This window comes from Saccharopolyspora sp. NPDC045839, assembly GCF_056431645.1.
Window position 1 is genome coordinate 1 of sequence record NZ_JBWKKH010000028.1, and the last position, 19,263, is coordinate 19,263.

Annotated in this window: 12 protein-coding genes; 3 read left to right on the forward strand and 9 right to left on the reverse strand. The window is 68.4% G+C overall.

Features of this window, described 5'->3' with window-relative positions:
- Positions 1-221 precede the first annotated feature (221 nt).
- Positions 222-3,359: a CHAT domain-containing protein gene (locus tag AC07EQ_RS31065; RefSeq protein WP_478391420.1), complete on the reverse strand. Its 3,138-nt coding sequence runs from the start codon at positions 3,357-3,359 to the stop codon at positions 222-224.
- A 1,059-nt stretch (positions 3,360-4,418) separates the two neighbouring features.
- Here AC07EQ_RS31065 and rpoB point away from each other — a divergent pair.
- The gene (gene rpoB / locus AC07EQ_RS31070; protein WP_478391421.1) at positions 4,419-7,913 is read left to right on the forward strand and encodes a DNA-directed RNA polymerase subunit beta; all 3,495 of its coding nucleotides are present in this window, start codon (positions 4,419-4,421) and stop codon (positions 7,911-7,913) included.
- Positions 7,914-8,024: 111 nt separating this feature from the next.
- Positions 8,025-11,936 carry a DNA-directed RNA polymerase subunit beta' gene (locus AC07EQ_RS31075; protein WP_478391422.1) on the forward strand — a complete coding sequence of 1,304 codons (3,912 nt, stop codon included), beginning with the start codon at positions 8,025-8,027 and terminating at the stop codon, positions 11,934-11,936.
- Between the two features lie 118 nt (positions 11,937-12,054).
- Here AC07EQ_RS31075 and AC07EQ_RS31080 read toward each other — a convergent pair whose 3' ends face one another.
- The 3 genes from AC07EQ_RS31080 to AC07EQ_RS31090 all read right to left on the reverse strand — a co-directional run bounded on the left by AC07EQ_RS31080 (position 12,055) and on the right by AC07EQ_RS31090 (position 13,431).
- Positions 12,055-12,156, reverse strand: a complete 102-nt coding sequence (locus AC07EQ_RS31080) for a DUF397 domain-containing protein (protein WP_478391423.1) — start codon at positions 12,154-12,156, stop codon at positions 12,055-12,057.
- Between the two features lie 688 nt (positions 12,157-12,844).
- Positions 12,845-13,087: a hypothetical protein gene (locus AC07EQ_RS31085; protein ID WP_478391424.1), complete on the reverse strand. Its 243-nt coding sequence runs from the start codon at positions 13,085-13,087 to the stop codon at positions 12,845-12,847.
- The gene (locus tag AC07EQ_RS31090) at positions 13,087-13,431 is read right to left on the reverse strand and encodes a DUF6247 family protein (protein WP_478391425.1); all 345 of its coding nucleotides are present in this window, start codon (positions 13,429-13,431) and stop codon (positions 13,087-13,089) included. The genes AC07EQ_RS31085 and AC07EQ_RS31090 overlap by 1 nt, the downstream gene beginning before the upstream one ends.
- A gap of 206 nt (positions 13,432-13,637) precedes the next feature.
- On the opposite strand from AC07EQ_RS31090, the gene AC07EQ_RS31095 reads away from it, so the two are divergent.
- Entirely contained in the window at positions 13,638-14,456 is an 819-nt protein-coding gene (locus AC07EQ_RS31095; protein WP_478391426.1) for a hypothetical protein, read from the forward strand.
- Between the two features lie 112 nt (positions 14,457-14,568).
- On the opposite strand, the gene AC07EQ_RS31100 is transcribed toward AC07EQ_RS31095, so the two are convergent.
- The 5 genes from AC07EQ_RS31100 to pdxR all read right to left on the reverse strand — a co-directional run bounded on the left by AC07EQ_RS31100 (position 14,569) and on the right by pdxR (position 19,041).
- The gene (locus AC07EQ_RS31100) at positions 14,569-15,798 is read right to left on the reverse strand and encodes a WXG100 family type VII secretion target (RefSeq protein ID WP_478391427.1); all 1,230 of its coding nucleotides are present in this window, start codon (positions 15,796-15,798) and stop codon (positions 14,569-14,571) included.
- Positions 15,795-16,145, reverse strand: a complete 351-nt coding sequence (locus AC07EQ_RS31105) for a WXG100 family type VII secretion target (RefSeq protein WP_478391428.1) — start codon at positions 16,143-16,145, stop codon at positions 15,795-15,797. The genes AC07EQ_RS31100 and AC07EQ_RS31105 overlap by 4 nt, the downstream gene beginning before the upstream one ends.
- 2 nt (positions 16,146-16,147) lie before the next feature.
- The gene (locus tag AC07EQ_RS31110) at positions 16,148-16,585 is read right to left on the reverse strand and encodes a YbaB/EbfC family nucleoid-associated protein (protein ID WP_478391429.1); all 438 of its coding nucleotides are present in this window, start codon (positions 16,583-16,585) and stop codon (positions 16,148-16,150) included.
- A 504-nt stretch (positions 16,586-17,089) separates the two neighbouring features.
- Positions 17,090-17,545, reverse strand: coding sequence for a DUF6319 family protein (locus AC07EQ_RS31115; RefSeq protein WP_478391430.1), 456 nt, complete (start codon positions 17,543-17,545; stop codon positions 17,090-17,092).
- Between the two features lie 104 nt (positions 17,546-17,649).
- On the reverse strand, positions 17,650-19,041 hold the full coding sequence (gene pdxR, locus AC07EQ_RS31120) for a MocR-like pyridoxine biosynthesis transcription factor PdxR (RefSeq protein ID WP_478391431.1): 1,392 nt from the start codon (positions 19,039-19,041) through the stop codon (positions 17,650-17,652).
- Between the last annotated feature and the right edge of the window lie 222 nt (positions 19,042-19,263).

Below are 19,263 nucleotides of genomic sequence, written 5' to 3' on the forward strand. Positions count from 1 at the left end.
GAAGCCCACGACTTCATGCACGACGCCTTCCTCCAGCTAGGACACTGCATGATCCTCGCCCGCAAACTCACCCCATTCTGAAACGACCCCTAAAATTGGAACGCGACCCAGGCTCGCGGCCGCGCTACCGCCGGCCTTGCGATTTCGCCTGAAATCGGGACTTCTCCCGGTCCTGCGGCCGGTGCGGCTGCGGGAGTGCCCCGGTTCTGCCCGGGATGGCGTCACGGTCCGATGTGGACGTGCGCTGCCCAGATGCAGTGCTCCTCGGGATAGCGGGCCCGGAGCTGGCGAGCCGCGTTGTGCAGGGCGTAGGACGAGCGGTCCGTGTCGAACTCCTCGCCGCCGAACACCGCGGCGTAGACGTCGGCGTGCACCTGCACCGCGCTCTCCGGGTCGATCTCCCACAGGGTGCCGATGACGTGCGTGAACCCCGCGAAGCCCAGCGCTCCGGGGAGGGACACCGCCGCCGCGCACGGCGGGTCGGCCGCCGTCGCGCACTGGCCGAGGTAGCCGAACTCCGCTTCCTCCAACGGTGCCTGGCCCAGTTCGACCACGCCCAGCGGCCGGTGCGGCGACTCGCGGTCCAGCAGCAGCCCCGCGGCGGGCTGTCCTGGGAACTGCGAACTCGGCTCGCACACGTGCAGCCACGGGTGTTCCGGCAGCAGCTGCAGCATCTCGGTCGCGCTGGTGCTCTCCACCGACGCGATCTCCGCCGACGGCCAGTACTGCGCCAGGATCTGGTTCTGCGGCGGGAGTTCCCGCCCGACCTGCTCGGCCGATCCGGCCGCCACCAGGGCCCGGCCGCCCGTCGGCACCGGCCGCTGCGTCGCCCGGAGCAGGCAGCCCAGCGTCGGGGTGTACGACGACACCACGCGGTCCAAAGTGGACTCGCCAGCCCGCGAGGTCGCCGCGTGCACCGGGAGGAACGCCATCGCGCCGAGGGCGCTCCACCACATCCTCGGCCACCGGGCGCCCGGCTCCGGCGTGCGCAGGTAGCCCATCCGCTCCATGACCGGGCGCGCGATCCGGTCCCAGGTCCAGTCGAGGGCATCGGCCAGCGCCTCGTGGTCGTCCTGCTGCGCGGCGGCCAGCAGCTCGCTCGCCCGGTCGGCCGCGGTCTCCGGCGCGGCGTTCGGCAGCGGCACGGTCAGCACTCGCCCGGCGATGAGCACCAGCGCATCCGACCGGTAGCGGCTGAGGTTGACCAGCGCCGCGCAGCCGTCCGGCACCGCGGCCGACAGCTTCTCGATCGGCGTGCGCAGCAGGTGGCCCGGCTGCACCTCGCGGATCTCCGCGAGCAGCTCGTCCCAGGTGTGCGCCAGCCGCATCCGGTCGTCGGACCCGATGAGCACCGGCTCGTCCACCGGCCGGTCCAGCAGCCGTCGCACCCGGACCGCCTCGTCCGCGAGGTCGGGGTGGGTGCGGTGCAGCGCGCCGAGCTCTCCGCCGGTCGGCAGGAAGTCCGCCAGGACCGCGTTCTGCCCGTGCTCCAGAAGCTCCACTGCCCGCTCGGGCGTGCCGCTCTCCAACGCGCACGCCGCGGCATCGGCCGCGATCGACGCCCACCGCTGCTGCGAGACGGGCGACGCGACGACCCGCTTGCCGCGCGTGACCAGCGGCAGCAGGTCGACCGCGACCTCGAACGACTCCAGCGCCTCCGACCACCGGTGCGCCTGCGCGCAGATCTGACCGGACAGGCTCGCCGCCCGGATCCGCTGGTCGGCGGGGGCGTTGGGCTGCTCCGCGGCCTCCATCAGCACCTTGCGCGCCCACCGGTAGTACCGCCGCCGCCCGCTGCGCTGGTAGAGCGTGCGCAGGGCGCGGCCGAGGTGGACGGCGATGCCCGCGCGGTTCGGCGCGGTCGCCGGCATCGCGATGAGCGCCTGGTCCAGCAGCTCGATGGCGGTCTCGATGTCCCGCGTCTTGGCGGTCAACCGGAACCGGTGCGCCGAGACGATGCCGAGCTGCGCCCACGCCGCGGGCTGCGACGCCGCGTCGAGCTTCGCGGCTTCGCGCGCGATCTCGGCCGCCCGGTCCAGGTCGGAGGCCTCCCCGTGGTGCTCGAAGCGGCCGATCAACGTGGTGACCAGCGAGTGCAGCATCGCGCCGCGGTCCGCCGCGCTCGCCGCCTCCACCGCGGCCTCGCCTGCGGTGACCGCGGTGTCCAGCACCTTGGCCTCCCCGCCGTGCAGGAAATGCCTGCGCAGCAAGGTCGCGTAACCGGTGAGGGCGACGGAACGGCTCTGGTCGTCGGCGGACATCGCGCGCACCGCGGGCGCGATCGGCCGCAGCACGCGGCGCAGCTGGCTCGCCTCGCCGGTGGCGTCGACGTGCTCGACGGTCGCCGCGGCGAGGTGCCAGATCGCCGTGCCCAGCAAGGGATTTCCGCTTTCCAGCATGCCGAGCACGCCGATCAGCTCGCTGATCGCCGAGTTCAGATCGGTCAGATCGCCGTTGCGCTGGAACCGCAGCCGCAGCGCCTTGGCCAGGTGGCACAGCGCGGCCCGCCGCGGTTCGCCGTCGGCGAGGGCGCCGGCGCCGGAACCGAGGTGCTTGATGCCCTCGTCGAGGTCCTCGGACGAGCCGCCGCGCTCGAACCGGCGCAGCAGCGCCGCGCCGAGGTTGATCAGCAGCTCGGAGGTGGCCGGGTCGTTGGCCGGCGAGATCCGGGCGGCCTCCCGGAACACGTCGATCGACTCGTCGTCGGACTGCGGCGCGTCGGCCAGCCGGGCGTGCAGCCGCAACGCGTTGGCCAGCCGGATCAGCGCCATCGCGCGGCGCTGGTCGCGGCGCGGCGTCTGCTCGACGGTCTCCCGCGCGACCTGCACGCTCTCCGCCGCCGACGAGGTGCTGTCGGTCTTGCTCGCGAGATCGGTGAGCGCCAGCGCGAGGTTGCACTGGTAGAGGACGCGGTCCTGGTCGCTGCTGTGCGCCGAGTCCCGCGCCGACCGGTAGTAGGAGATCGCGTCTTCCAGGTCGGCCAGCGAGCCGCTGCGCACGTGCGTCAGCTGCGCGGCGCTGCCCAGGTTGTTGAGCACGCCCGCGCGCGCGGGGTCGTTCTCGTGCAGCACTCCGGCGGTCGCCCGGAACACCTCGGTCACCCAGGGCAGCTGCTCGAAGTCCAGGGTGGTGACGATCTTGTTCATCGCCGCGATGGCGTCGGCGTAGCGCTGCTCGGCGCTGCGCCGGGGTTCGGGGGCCGGCGCCTCGGCAGGTTGCGGGGCCTGCCGGGGTGGGGGCGTGGCGTCCTCCGGCTCGGCGGCGAACCAGCTCGAGCTGGAACCGCTGCGATCCGGCCCCCCTGTCCAACGCTGCAGCCCGCTGAACCGTTCGCTCGCGCGGCTTGCATCGTCTGTCATCGGTCGGTTCTCCTGTGGCCTGCTCAACCGGGGCACCTGGAACAGGTGGGGCGTATCACGCTACCGGCGGACGCGAGCGCCGAATAGCCCGCGTGCATCACCTGAGATCGTGCTGTCGGGCAGTTGTGCCCGAAGGCGCCATTCGTTAAGCGCTCCTGATCGAAAGTACCGGTTCGCGAGCGGCCAATGTCATTGCTGCGACCATTGCTGCTCACGGCGGGCACGCGCCGGCGGCGGCGACTCCGAGATCGGGCGGCGGTCGTCGTCGTGCTCGGGTGATCGCGTCGGCCGGATCTTTCCCGCCGTGCCGGGCCGTGCGCGGTCCGTGCTCGCCCCAATCTCGTCCACACAGGACGAATGCGGGTGAGCGCCCGATCCCGCGCCGTGCGCGCATCGCGACGTTGCGTGCTCGGTGGCACTCCGCGCCTCCCCGGGTGGGATCGGGAATTCGAAGATCGAATTCTTCGGGAATGGAAATGACTGCAGGTGTCGATGTGAGCACGCGGGGTGAATGTGGCGGGGCGGGTTTGCGGGAATGGCTCCGTTCGGCCGAGTCGTCCCAGGAATAGGGAACGCGATCCCGGATGTTGAGGTGCTCGTCACTCGTGGGGCGATCGCCGGCGGAACTGTCAAGGGCCGTTCGGAGGGGTGCCGGGAGTGTCGCCGCGGGGTCCCTGCAGTTGCCTGGAGATGGCGCGCTGACCAGGCAAGACGATGCCTCTGATGGTCACGAGCGGTGATCGTGTTTTGCGCCACGAGGGTGATCGAAGCGTGATCTCTTGACTGCGGGCTCGCGCGGGTTCACTCTGGTGCTCAACGCGGGGCTGGGCCGCCATCGGTGGGCCCCCTCGACAGCTGGCGTAGTTCCGGCTAGACTGCTACTTTGCGCTGCCCTCTTTCCGTCTGTCCTGCACCGGACCGTAGGATCGTGGGCGCCATTGCACCCTTGACAGCTGTGTTAGCGAACTGTGCCAGCGGGTACGGACCCCCGTCGGTCACTTCGCCGGGCACTTTCGCTGATGCGGCTGTAGCCAGTTCAGAGTCCCGGAAGGACGCATCTTGGCAGTCTCCCGCGCGACCAAGGTCTCTGCAGCTTCCAACTACACGTCGGGGATCCCTGGGGCACCCAAGCGGGTCTCGTTCGCGAACATTCGCGAACCGTTGAACGTGCCGAACCTGCTAGACCTGCAGATCCAGTCCTTCGAATGGCTTGTCGGTAACGAGGCCTGGTTCCAGCGCCGGGTCGACGCCGGCGAGGAGAATCCGGTTGGCGGTCTTGAGGAGGTCCTCAGCGAGATCTCCCCGATCGAGGACTTCTCCGGATCGATGTCGCTGTCCTTCTCCGACCCACGCTTCGACGAGGTCAAGGCCTCCGTCGAGGAGTGCAAGGACAAGGACATGACCTACGCGGCCCCGCTGTTCGTCACCGCGGAGTTCACCAACCACACCACTGGCGAGATCAAGAGCCAGACGGTGTTCATGGGTGACTTCCCGATGATGTCGAACAAGGGCACCTTCATCATCAACGGCACCGAGCGGGTGGTCGTCACCCAGCTGGTCCGTTCCCCCGGTGTCTACTTCGACCAGGCGGTCGACAAGACCACCGACAAGGACGTCTTCAGCGTCAAGGTCATCCCCAGCCGCGGTGCGTGGCTGGAGTTCGACGTCGACAAGCGCGACACCGTCGGCGTCCGCATCGACCGCAAGCGCCGGCAGCCGGTCACCGTGCTGCTGAAGGCGCTGGGCTGGACGGCCGAGGCGATCCGCGAGCGGTTCGGCTTCTCCGAGACGTTGATGACGACGCTGGAGAAGGACCACACCGCCGGTACGGACGAAGCTCTGCTGGACATCTACCGCAAGCTGCGGCCGGGCGAACCGCCGACCAAGGAGAGCGCGCAGACGCTCCTGGAGAACCTGTTCTTCAAGGAGAAGCGCTACGACCTCGGTCGGGTCGGCCGCTACAAGGTCAACAAGAAGCTCGGCCTGGGCCACCCGTACCAGGCAGGCGTGCTGACCGAGGAAGACATCGTCACCACGATCGAGTACCTGGTCCGGCTGCACGCCGTCGAGACCGAGATGCCCGCCCGCGGTGAGGGCGAAGGCGCGACCGTGCCCGTCGAGGTCGACGACATCGACCACTTCGGCAACCGCCGCCTGCGCACGGTGGGCGAGCTGATCCAGAACCAGGTCCGGGTCGGCCTGTCCCGCATGGAGCGCGTCGTCCGGGAGCGGATGACCACCCAGGACGTCGAGGCGATCACCCCGCAGACCCTGATCAACATCCGCCCGATCACGGCGGCGATCCGGGAGTTCTTCGGCACCTCGCAGCTCTCGCAGTTCATGGACCAGACCAACCCGCTCGCGGGCCTGACGCACAAGCGGCGTCTGAACGCGCTCGGCCCGGGTGGTCTGTCCCGGGAGCGCGCGGGCATGGAGGTCCGCGACGTGCACCCGTCGCACTACGGCCGCATGTGCCCGATCGAGACGCCGGAAGGCCCGAACATCGGTCTGATCGGCTCGCTCGCGACGTTCGCGCGGGTCAACCCGTTCGGCTTCATCGAGACGCCGTACCGCAAGGTCGTCGACGGCCGGGTCACCGACCAGATCGACTACCTGACCGCCGACGAAGAGGACCGCTACGTCAAGGCGCAGGCCAACGCGCCGATCGACGAAGACGGCAACTTCATCGACGAGCGCGTGCTGGGTCGACGCAAGGGCGGCGAGGTCGAGCTGCTCGCGCCGACCGAGATCGACTACATGGACGTCTCGCCGCGGCAGATGGTCTCCGCCGCGACCGCGATGATCCCGTTCCTCGAGCACGACGACGCCAACCGCGCCCTGATGGGTGCGAACATGCAGCGCCAGGCGGTGCCGCTGCTGCGCAGCGAGTCGCCGCTGGTCGGCACGGGCATGGAGCTGCGCGCCGCGGTCGACGCCGGTGACGTGATCACCGCCGACAAGGCCGGTGTGGTCGAGGAGCTGTGCGCCGACTACGTGACGGTGATGGCCGACGACGGCACCCGCCGCTCGTACCGGATGCAGAAGTTCTCCCGGTCCAACCACGGCACCTGCATCAACCAGAAGCCGATCGTCAACGAGGGCGACCGGGTCGAGGCCGGGCAGGTCATCGCGGACGGGCCGTGCACCCAGAACGGCGAGATGGCGCTGGGCAAGAACCTGCTCGTCGCGATCATGCCGTGGGAAGGCCACAACTACGAAGACGCGATCATCCTGTCCCAGCGCCTGGTGCAGGACGACGTGCTCACCTCGATCCACATCGAGGAGCACGAGGTCGACGCTCGCGACACCAAGCTCGGCGCCGAGGAGATCACCCGGGACATCCCGAACGTCTCCGACGACGTGCTGGCCGACCTCGACGAGCGCGGCATCATCCGCATCGGTGCCGAGGTGCAGGGCGGCGACATCCTGGTCGGCAAGGTCACGCCGAAGGGTGAGACCGAGCTGACCCCGGAGGAGCGGCTGCTGCGCGCGATCTTCGGCGAGAAGGCCCGCGAGGTCCGCGACACCTCGCTGAAGGTGCCGCACGGCGAGACCGGCAAGGTCATCGGCGTCCGCGTGTTCAACCGCGAGGACGACGACGAGCTGCCCCCCGGCGTCAACCAGCTGGTGCGGGTCTACGTCGCGCAGAAGCGCAAGATCCAGGACGGCGACAAGCTCGCCGGCCGCCACGGCAACAAGGGCGTCATCGGCAAGATCCTGCCGGCCGAGGACATGCCGTTCCTCTCCGACGGCACCCCGGTGGACATCATCCTGAACACCCACGGTGTGCCGCGACGGATGAACATCGGCCAGGTGCTGGAGACGCACCTCGGCTGGATCGCCTCCCAGGGCTGGACGATCGACGGCGACTCCGAGTGGGCCCAGCGCCTGCCGGAGGACCTCTACGACGTCGAGCCGGGCACCAACACCGCCAGCCCCGTCTTCGACGGTGCGCGGGAGGAGGAGATCACCGGCCTGCTGGCCTCCACCAAGCCGAACCGCGACGGTGAGCGCATGGTGGGCGGCGACGGCAAGGCGCAGCTGTTCGACGGCCGCAGCGGGGAGCCGTACCCGTACCCGATCGCCGTCGGGTACATGTACATCCTCAAGCTGTCGCACCTGGTGGACGACAAGATCCACGCCCGGTCGACCGGCCCGTACTCGATGATCACCCAGCAGCCGCTGGGCGGTAAGGCGCAGTTCGGTGGTCAGCGCTTCGGTGAGATGGAGTGCTGGGCCATGCAGGCCTACGGCGCCGCGTACACGCTGCAGGAGCTGTTGACGATCAAGTCCGACGACGTGGTCGGCCGCGTCAAGGTCTACGAAGCGATCGTCAAGGGCGAGAACATCCCCGAGCCGGGCATCCCGGAGTCCTTCAAGGTGTTGCTGAAGGAGCTCCAGTCGCTGTGCCTGAACGTCGAGGTGCTCTCCAGCGACGGTGCGGCCATCGAGATGCGCGACAGCGAGGACGAGGACCTGGAGCGTGCCGCGGCCAACCTCGGCATCAACCTGTCCCGCAACGAGTCGGCCTCGGTCGACGACCTCGCGCACTGAACCTCGCCGCCGGTCCGCGGGAGCTGATCTCGCGGACCGGCGTCCGACCCAACCTGGCACCGCTGCCGGTGTTACCCGGCAGAACCTTTCGATCAAGGGAGAAGACCCGACGTGCTTGACGTCAACTTCTTCGATGAACTCCGCATCGGCCTCGCCACGGCCGACGACATCCGCCAGTGGTCCTTCGGCGAGGTCAAGAAGCCCGAGACCATCAACTACCGCACCCTGAAGCCGGAGAAGGACGGGCTCTTCTGCGAGAAGATCTTCGGCCCGACCCGGGACTGGGAGTGCTACTGCGGTAAGTACAAGCGGGTCCGGTTCAAGGGCATCATCTGCGAGCGCTGCGGCGTCGAGGTGACCCGCGCCAAGGTTCGCCGCGAGCGGATGGGCCACATCGAGCTGGCCGCCGCCGTCACGCACATCTGGTACTTCAAGGGCGTCCCGTCCCGGCTGGGCTACCTGCTCGACCTGGCCCCCAAGGACCTCGAGAAGATCATCTACTTCGCCGCGTACGTGATCACCTCGGTGAACACCGAGATGCGGCACAACGACCTGTCGACGCTGGAGAGCGAGATCAGCGTCGAGCGCAAGCGCGTCGCCGACCAGCGCGACTCCGACCTGGAGGCCCGGGCCCAGAAGCTCGAGGCCGACCTGGCCGCGCTCGAGGCCGAGGGTGCCAAGAGCGACCAGCGCCGCAAGGTCAAGGAAGGCGCCGAGCGCGAGATGAAGCAGCTGCGCGACCGTGCGCAGCGCGAGATCGACAAGCTCGACGAGATCTGGGAGACCTTCACCAAGCTGGAGCCCCGCCAGCTGATCGCCGACGAGATCCTGTACCGCGAGCTCTACGACCGGTACGGCGAGTACTTCACCGGCGGCATGGGTGCCGAGGCGATCCAGTCGCTGCTGGGGACCTTCGACATCGGTGCCGAGGCCGAGCTGCTGCGCGAGACCATCCGCAGCGGCAAGGGCCAGAAGAAGCTCCGCGCCCTCAAGCGGCTCAAGGTCGTGGCGGCCTTCCAGGCCACCGGCAACGACCCGAGCGGCATGGTGCTCAACTGCGTGCCGGTCATCCCGCCGGACCTGCGTCCGATGGTGCAGCTGGACGGTGGCCGCTTCGCGACCTCCGACCTCAACGACCTGTACCGCCGGGTGATCAACCGCAACAACCGCCTCAAGCGACTGATCGACCTCGGGGCTCCCGAGATCATCGTCAACAACGAGAAGCGGATGCTGCAGGAGTCCGTGGACGCGCTGTTCGACAACGGCCGTCGCGGGCGTCCGGTCACCGGCCCGGGCAACCGGCCGCTGAAGTCGCTGTCCGACCTGCTCAAGGGCAAGCAGGGCCGGTTCCGCCAGAACCTGCTCGGCAAGCGCGTCGACTACTCGGGCCGTTCGGTCATCGTGGTCGGCCCGCAGCTGAAGCTGCACCAGTGCGGTCTGCCGAAGGAAATGGCGGTCGAGCTGTTCAAGCCGTTCGTCATGAAGCGGCTGGTCGACCTCAACCACGCGCAGAACATCAAGTCCGCGAAGCGGATGGTGGAGCGCCAGCGCCCGCAGGTGTGGGACGTGCTGGAAGAGGTCATCGCCGAGCACCCGGTGCTGCTCAACCGTGCTCCCACGCTGCACCGCCTCGGCATCCAGGCCTTCGAGCCGCAGCTGGTGGAGGGCAAGGCCATCCAGCTGCACCCGCTGGTCTGCGAGGCGTTCAACGCGGACTTCGACGGTGACCAGATGGCGGTGCACCTGCCGCTGTCGGCCGAGGCCCAGGCCGAGGCCCGGATCCTGATGCTGTCCAGCAACAACATCCTGTCGCCGGCCTCCGGCCGGCCGCTGGCGATGCCGCGTCTGGACATGGTCACCGGCCTGTACCACCTGACCCGTCAGGTGGACGGCGCCAAGGGCGAGGGCCTGGCGTTCTCCTCGGTCGGCGAGGCCATCATGGCCTTCGACCGCGGCGCGCTGGACCTGCAGGCCAAGATCAAGATCCGGCTGCGCGACGTGGTGCCGAACAAGGCGCAGCTGCCGGAGGGCTGGGAGCCCGGTCAGCCGTGGCTGGCCGAGACCACCCTCGGCCGCGTGTGGTTCAACGAGCTGCTGCCCGAGGACTACCCGTTCGTCGACGACCTGCTGCCGAAGAAGAAGCAGGCCGCGATCGTCAACGACCTGGCCGAGCGGTACCCGATGGTCACCGTGGCGCAGACCCTGGACAAGCTCAAGGATGCCGGCTTCCACTGGGCGACCCGTTCGGGCGTGACCGTGTCGATCACCGACGTGGTCGTGCCGCCGAACAAGACCGAGATCCTGGACTCCTACGAGGCCAAGGCCGACCAGGTCGAGAAGCGGTACCGCCGCGGTGCGCTGTCCTACCAGGAGCGCAACGCCGAGCTGGTCAAGGTCTGGACGGCCGCCAAGGACGAGGTCGCCGAGGCCATGGAGGCGAACTTCCCCGAGGACAACTCGATCAGCGTGATCGTGAAGTCCGGGGCCGCCGGTAACATGACCCAGGTCGTTCAGCTGGCCGGTATGCGTGGTCTGGTGTCGAACCCGAAGGGTGAGTACATCCCGCGCCCGATCAAGGCGAACTTCCGCGAGGGCCTGTCGGTGCTGGAGTACTTCATCTCCAACCACGGTGCCCGAAAGGGTCTGGCCGACACGGCGCTGCGTACCGCCGACTCGGGTTACCTGACCCGTCGTCTGGTGGACGTCTCGCAGGACGTCATCGTCCGCGAGACCGACTGCAGCACCGAGCGCGGCATCCGGATGCCGATCGCGGAGCTGCTGCCGGACGGCACGCTGCTGCGCGATGCGCACGTGGAGACCAGCATCTACGCACGCACGACGGCCGAGGACGTCACCGACGCCGACGGCAACATCGTGCTGGCCCGCGGTTCGGACCTGGGTGACCCGGCGATCGATAAGCTGCTCGCCGCCAAGATCACCACGGTCAAGGTCCGCAGCGTGCTGACCTGCGAGTCCGGCGTCGGCGTCTGCGCGGTCTGCTACGGCCGCTCGATGGCCACCGGCAAGCTGGTGGACGTCGGCGAGGCCGTCGGCATCGTCGCCGCCCAGTCGATCGGTGAGCCGGGTACGCAGCTGACGATGCGTACCTTCCACCAGGGCGGTGTCGCCGGTGACGACATCACCACCGGTCTGCCGCGTGTCCAGGAGCTGTTCGAGGCCCGGGTCCCGAAGGGCAAGGCGCCGATCGCCGACACCTCCGGCCGGATCCGGATGGAGGACAACGACCGCTACTGGAAGATCACCATCATTCCGGACGACGGCGGCGAGGAGATCGTCTACGACAAGCTGTCCAAGCGGCAGCGGCTCGCGGCGATCTCGGTGGACGGCAGCGAGCGGCAGATCGCCGATGGCGACCACGTCGAGGTCGGCCAGCAGTTGCTGGAAGGTGCGGTCGACCCGCACGAGGTGCTGCGCGTGATGGGCCCGCGCGAGGCTCAGCTGCACCTGGTGCGCGAGGTGCAGGAGGTGTACCGGTCGCAGGGTGTGGGCATCCACGACAAGCACGTCGAGGTCATCGTCCGCCAGATGCTGCGCCGGGTCATCATCATCGACTCGGGTGCCACCGAGTTCCTGCCCGGTTCGCCGGTCGAGCGCTCGCAGTTCGAGTCGGAGAACCGTCGCGTCGTCGCCGAGGGCGGCGACCCGGCGTCCGGCCGTCCGGTGCTGATGGGTATCACCAAGGCGTCGCTGGCCACGGACTCGTGGCTGTCGGCGGCCTCCTTCCAGGAGACGACCCGCATCCTCACGAACGCCGCGATCGAGGGCGCGAGTGACAAGCTGGTCGGCCTGAAGGAGAACGTGATCATCGGTAAGTTGATCCCGGCTGGTACGGGCATCAACCGGTACCGCAACATCCAGGTGCAGCCGACGGAGGAGGCACGGGCCGCCGCGTACGCGATCCCGTCCTACGACGACAGCTACTACACCCCGGACGTGTTCGGCACCGGTACCGGTGCGGCGGTTCCGCTGGACGACTACGACTTCGGCCGCGACTACCGCTGAAGTAGCTAGTTGACCAAAGGGCCCCTGTCCGACTCCTCCGGACAGGGGCTCTTCTCTGTGCTGATACGAACAAAGCCCCATCCCGGCACCGCCGGGATGGGGCTTTGTTCGTCCGGTGTCAGAAGTCGAGCCGGCCTGACTTGACGGTGGTCAGGAATGCCTGGAGTTGGGCCTTGGCGAAAACCAGGGCGCCCTGCTCCGGGGCCTTCGAGGCCGCCACGCTTTCCCCATCGCAGCAACGAGATCGCTGCGGGTGTGCCGGTGGTGGCGTTCTGCGGGGAGGAGGCGGACGCGGGGGAGTTGCACGATCGCTCCGAAGTGGACCGGGTACGCGAGGGCACCTGCATGTGCTGCTAGCACGTCCTCGCTGCTCGGTCCTGACACTCCCGGGTGAAGGTGGCGTTTTCGCGCGAAAACGGCGCCGCCACGCACGCGAAACGCCGGTTTCGCGCGAAAACGCCACACCTCAAGCCATGACAGGAACCCTTGTCATGTTCTGGATTCGGCTCAGCGCGTTCGTCCTGTTCGACCTGCGATCCTCGCCATGCTCGCCACCCAGGTCCCGATGGGTGGACTCAGATTCCCATCGGCCAACATGCGGGCGGGGGCGACGGTGAGTACACCGTTTGGCGCCTCATAGCCGACGTCGAAGCCGAGAACGCTGAACCTCGCATCCTCGGACAGCGCCGCGTCGACCCGAAATACCACCGAGGTTCCCCGACTCCGGCCCCGACGAATCAGCCTGTGCGGACCACCCCACCGGGCGGCACCATCTCCGCGAGGCGCATCCGAGCGATCCCGTTCGCTTGGGCGTCTACGACCTCGGCCGCGACTACCGCTGAAGTAGCTAGTTGACCAAAGGGCCCCTGTCCGACTCCTCCGGACAGGGGCCTTTCTCTGTGCGCGGGTTAGTAGACGGCGGTGATGCGGAGCATGACGATTTTCAGTACCTGGTCGACGACTGCATAGTGGATGAAGCCGTACTTGAAATTGGCCGAGTAGTAGTCGAAGCGCTTGTTGTAGGTTCCATGCGTTCTGGGATTCTTCTTCAGCTCCTTGACGAACGCGTCCACTGCAGTGCGGACCTCGTGCGGCAACGTGGCCCGCGTCCGTTCGGCTTCTGTGCACCAACGGATGTCGTAGCCCGGCATCACTGCTCTCCAGGGCGGCGCACGTGCGAGAAGTACCAGTTTCCTTCGGTGTCCTTGCGATAGACGAGGTCGGTGCCGTCGGCTTGGGGGCGCCATTCTTCGGAGAAGATTGACTCATCGCCGTTCTTGATGCGTTCCAGCAGTTCAGCGACGTGCGGGGCGGGATTCGCGGCCGAGCACGCCTCTGCCCACCAGCGGCCGAGGACCTTCTCGACGCGGCTGAGGTCGAAGTCGTCGTCGGCTTCGGCCATCGCGAGGTGGAACTCGCGCTCGAACTCGGCGCAGCTTTCGGGGTCCAGTTCGCTCAGGGCGCGACGGACCGCTGGGCCGGTCCGGTCGATCACCACCTTCATCCGCGCGTGGTCCTCTGCGCAAAAGTCTTTGCTGACCATGGGTTTTCAACGTAGCGATCAGCGCTTCAGCGGAAAGTCCCTCAACTCGGTCAAGCACATGCGCCACCGCGTGAAAGGCGGCTCGCCGTGGATGCTGTCGTTCTGCCGTGCTGCTCGGTGCGGCGAGTTACGGTGTGCGGCGGTGATGGGAGGCGGGGATGAATCAGCCCGGACAACCGTGGCAGCAGCCGATGCACCCTCCGGCAGGGGATCCGTTTCAGCAATGGGCAGCGCAGCGCGGTTGGCGAATGGCGCGGGACGTGCCGGGGGACATGCTTGGGCAGCTGCCCGGGCCGCCGTTCCACGACTACGAGCACAAGGCCATTCCCTTGCTGCTGGCCGGTCTGCACGAAGGCATGCTGGCTCTGGTGATGCAGATCGCCAACTCGTACAAGTACACCGCGACGACCGGTTCGTACTATTCGACCACTACCGACCGGCAGGTCACCACGTCGAAGTCCGGCACTGCCACGTCGATGACCAGTGTTGCGGTGCTGGAGCTGCCGTCGCCGGTCCCGGAGCTACTGGTTTACCAGCGGCGCGAAGAGTCGGGAGGGTTGCTTGGCCTGCTCGGCTTCGGGTGCTCCAATAGGAGTTCCGAGGGGGAGCCGGTCGTGACCGTGCAGATCGGCGACCCGAGCAGATCGACAGATGCGTTCACCTACCACATTTCCGGAGCCAGCCCGGAATACGTGCAAGCCGTGGTAACCCCGGAACGCGTGCACTGGCTGTACCAGTCGTTCGCGACCTATGCGGGAAAGAACGTTCAGCCCAGACCGTATTTCCGGTTCTCGGGGCGCAAGGTGATGTGCTGGGTTGGTGAGTGGCTGTTCAACCCGAGAGCGGTTGATGACCTGCTCAGCTGGGCGCACTTCCTGACGGGTTGGATTCCGCCTGCTGCCTACCAAGACCCCGCAGGTGTGGAAGCCGATCGCCAGCACATCCCCTTGCCACAGCTACAGCTCCCGTTTGGCTGATTTTCTAAGTGAAGGGCACTTGCTTCCCGCACGTCGCCAGACAGTCAGCCTCAAGGAGGCGCTGTGAGCCGCGGTGTTTCAGGTGCCCTTCACTCGTACTTGGTCAGGTGGTTCACCAGTTGAGGTCGCCGCTGATCGTTTCGTCCGGCGGGACGTCGGTGAAGCCGCCTCCTTGAGCCTGCTTCTCCAAGGCGTCAGCAGCGGAGCCGATGCCGCCAGCGACTTGGTTGAAGCCGGACTTGGCGAACTCCTTGCCGCCGTAGGACGGAGCATCGCGTTGGTAGGTGACGGGGTTGCCGTCGGCGTCGCGAACGACTCGTCCCTGCGCGTTCCGCTCGGTGATGTTGCCGTCGGCGTCGATCTCCGTGACGTGTCCCGACTTGTCGTCGACGGTGTAGCCGCGGTCTTCGGCTTCGGACTGGAATCCCGTGCCGAGTTGGCCCACGACCTTGCGCTCGTCCGCGGTTTCCTTCGTCACTCCGCCGAGGATCTTGCTGCCCATGTCCGCCAGGCTCTTGCCGCCGTCCCCGCCGGGCTTTCCGTCCGTGATCTGCTGGACGCTCTCGATGATCCGGATCGTGTCCAGGATCGCCTTGATCGCCGTGATCACGTCCATGATGTGGCCGATGATCTTGGTGATCTTCTGGATCTGCTGGGCGGCCCGGGCGCAGGTGATGCCCGCTTCCGCCGTCGTCACCGCGGTGGCCGCGGCGATGGAGCCGCCGAAGGTCGGGCCCGCCGAGGCCGTCGCCGTGATCCAGGTGGTGATCGCCCAGGTCAGGAAGTCGGAGAGGATGCCCTTGATCACGCCCTCGGCGGCTTCCATCATGGTGCCGCTCATCTGCAGCAGCTGCGAGATGTTGTTCGCCTGGCCGCCGGTGGCCTGCACGCCGTCGATGAACTTCGCCATCTTCTTGCGCAGCGCGTCGGCGGCTTCGCCGTCCCAGTCCGAGAGCTCGCTGTCCAGCCTGTCGGTCAGGTGCTGGCCGAGCTTGTTGATCTCGTCCTGGACCTCGGCGAACGACTGGGCGCTCTTGGCCAGCGCCTCGCTGTCGCCGGTGACGAGCTGGATGGCGTCGCGCACCGGGGCCACGAAGTTGATCACGAACTCGACGCCGGTGCCGATGAGGAACCCCAGCGGGTCCAGCGCGAAGCTGGTCGCGCTGGACAGGTAGCTCTCGATGTCGCCCTTGAGTGCCTCGACGTCGCCCTTGCCGGCGTCGTCACCGGCCTTGATGATGTCCTTGACGAACGGCAGCTTCCCGAACGCCGACCCGTCGACGCGCGGGGCCACCGGGTTGAGCGCGCTGTTCTCGCTGATCGCTTCCGCGTTGGTGGTCACCAGGAACCGCCTCCGCCACCGCCGCCGCCCTTGCCGACCTCGCCGAGGATCTTGCCGAACATCTCGGCCATCGACTCGTCGGATTCCTGGTAGTCACGGCCGCAGGCGGTGATGTCCTCGCCCGCCTTGGTCAGCCCTTCGCTCATCTCGTCGAGGTGCTGCTTGAACTTCTCCAGCAGGTCGCGGTAGGAGCTGTAGGTGGTGGCCAGGCCGAGCAGCCCCCACGAGACCTCCGGTACCTCCGCGGCGGCGACCTTGTCCCGGACGGCCTTCGCGTCGGCGTGCATCCCGCCGATGTTGCCGCCGCACTGCATGATCATTTCGGCGGGTGCCTTGTACCCCGGCATCGTCATCTCCTGCCGTCGAGGAAGGAATCCGGCTGCTCGTCGTCGTCGACCGGCACTTCGTGCTGCTCGGGCTGGGCGCCGAACAGCTCTTCCTGGGTGCGCAGCACGCGGTCGAGGACGTCGCTGTCCGGCACGTACTCCTGCACGATCTCGGCCTGCTTGCGGGCGGCCTCGGCGACCGCGAGCCGCAAGGTGCTCATGACGGTGCCGGACAACTGCGCGGGCGACAGGCGCATCGCGTCCTGGGTGAACTCGATGCCGGTGACGCCGCCGGGGCCGGCGGTGACGGTGACCGAGCGATCCGCGGACGTGGCGGCCACCTGCAGCTCGCTGATCTGCTCGCGCATCTGGCCGAAATCGCCCATTCGTTCCTCGGCCCGGCGGCCGGCTTCCTTGAGCGCGTCCAGTTTGCGTTGCAGATCATCCAGATCCGCGGACATGATTCGCCTCCTCGGCCCAGTGCTGACTGGTTCCGATCGGCTATCCTTGCCCATCGGACGGAGCGGCGGGTCGAGTACCCGGAAAAATCCCGGAGATGGCGCAACCCTTTTCGATCCGGGCGTACCGGCTGGTCATCGCCACTGCGTTCGAATTACCGGCATTCGGAATCGAATTCATCGGCCGCAACGCCGTGGTTTACCGCAATGACGCGCGCAGTTTCTCGATCGGCCGCCCGGAATTGGCTCGACCAAACGCGTTTTCCGGGCGGATCGCAGAGAGGCGGCCGGGCTCTCGGGCCGGGAAGCGCATGTCGTGCGGCGTAACATGGGCTCGATCGACCGGCCGGTATCGAGAGTTGCGGGGTCGCCGCCGAATCTGGGAGTCTCCCAGCCTCGCGGCTCGCCCCGCGGTAATGCGGTCGGCGGAGCCGACCGGGTCGGGACTGCGGCGGGCATGCCGTGTCGTCGAGGGGCCGGCACGGCATGCCCGGCTGTTCGCGGCTGTCAGCCTTCGAGCTCGGCGAGGGCCTTGCGGACCCGCTCGACCTCGGCCTCCAGTTCGGCGAGCTTCGCTTCGTGCTGCTGGCGCGCCTCGTTCAGCACGCTCTCGATCGTGTCGGAGATGTCCTGGTGCAGCTCGGCGGCCGCCTTGGACACCGCGGCCGCCGCGACCGGCAGGGCCTGCACGATCCGCTTGCCCGCGTGCATCAGGTCGGCCTGCCACTCGCCGTCGGCGGTGCCGGTGACCGTCAGCGTGAGCTCGACCGTCCGGGTCTTCTTGGCTGTGCTCTGCTTGCGGGCCCGCGGCTTCTTCGGCGCCGCCTCGGCGCCGGACTCGGCCTCGAGCTGCGCCGACTCAGTCTGCTCGGACTGGGTCGATTCGGGCTGGGCCGACTCCGGCTGGGCCTGCTCGGACTGGGCCGACGCGGTCTGCTCGGCGCTCGTCTGCTCTTCGGTCAATTCTGTCTCCTGTGTGTCGCGGCGAGGGGAATCCAGAATAGAACAGGTGTTCCCCTCTGTTGGTGCGGACATGTCGGGCGGTCCGGCGGCGCCGCCCGATCGGGTCACCGCTGCAGAACGGTGACCAATGCTTGCAGCGCGGGGCGGAAGGCGTGTTCCGCGGGGGCGGCGTAGCCGACGACCACGCCGGGCGGATGCTGTCCGGGCGAGGCCCAGTGCGGCCCGAGCACCTCGAGCTCCACCGAATGCTTCCGCGCCCGAGTCAGGACTTCTCGCTCCGTCGGTCCCTCCGGGTCGAGCTGCAGGGTGATGTGCAGTCCGGCCGAGATCCCGGCCGGGTAAGGCCGGTGGTGCGCGCGCAGGTCGCTCAGTGCATCGAGGAGCTGCTCCCGTCGCCTCCGGTACTCGGCGCGCGATCGGCGGACGTGCTGATCGTAGGCGCCCGACCGGATGAGTTCCGCCATGGCCAGCTGTTCGAACAGCGGGGCATGCAGCCCGCTGTGCTCCTTGAGCGTGCGCACCGGCGCCACCAGGTGCGGAGGCAGCGCCAGCCACGCGAGCCGCAGGGCGGGGGCGAGGGTCTTGCTGGCCGTGCCCGCGTAGGCGACGTGGTTGGGCGCCATGCCCTGCAGCGAGCCGATCGGCCTGCGGTCGAAGCGGAACTCGCCGTCGTAGTCGTCCTCGATGATCAGCCGGTCCTCGGCCTTCGCGAGCTGCACGAGTTCCGTCCGGCGGGCCGAGCTCATGGCGACGCCGAGCGGGAACTGGTGCGCCGGGGTGACCACCACGGCCCGGCTGAGCTGCTGCGCGACGTCGATGCCGTCGTGGTCGACCGGCACGCCGCGCACCGCCATGCCGAAGCCGGCGGGGATCGCGCGCAGCTGCGGCAGGGACGGGTCCTCGAAGTCGATCGAGTCCAGCCCCTGGTCGTGCAGGGCCTTGCTGAGCAGCGACAACGCCTGGGAGTAGCCGTTGCAGATGATGATCCGCTCCGGCGTGGTGGCCACCGCGCGGACCCGCGCCAGGTATTCGGTGAGGGCCTCCCGCAGCGCCGGGTGGCCCTGCGGATCGCCGTAGTCGAGGTCGCCGTCGGGGGTGGACTGCAGGGCGCGGCGGCTGGCGGCCAGCCAGTCCCGGCGCGGGAAGGAGCTGAGGTTCGGCCGCCCGGGCCGGAAGTCCCAGCGCGGCGCCGGCGCTTCCGGGTCGGGCGGGGCGGCGATCGGGTCCGGGCTCGCCAGCCGTTCGGCGACGGTGGTCGGCGCGCCCTGGCGGGACAGCAGGAAGCCCTCGGTGACCAGCTGGTCGTAGGCGCGGGTGACGGTGCCGCGGGCGACGCCGAGGTCCTGCGCCAGGGCGCGGGTGGACGGGACGCGGCTGCCGGCCGGGAGGCGGCCGTCGCGGATCGCGGTGCGCAGCGCCTCGGCCAGCCTGCTGCTGTCCGGCCGGCCCGCCCAGTCCAGGTGCAGATCCAGCGAAGCGGGCCATCCGACTGTCACAACCACCGACCCTACCGAAGTGCCCGATTCGGACGTCGACCTTCGGTCGGTCCGGTCGTTTCAGCCGGTCACGGCGCACCGGCTTCCCGGAGCGACTGAGCGCAGGCAACGGGGCCGGGGGGGGTTTTTTTTTGGTTCGGGGACCCCAAAACCCCCCGCACCCCCCCCCTCCCGACCCGACTGCCCCTTCTTTCTTTTCTTTTCCTTCCCCCCCCAAAAAAC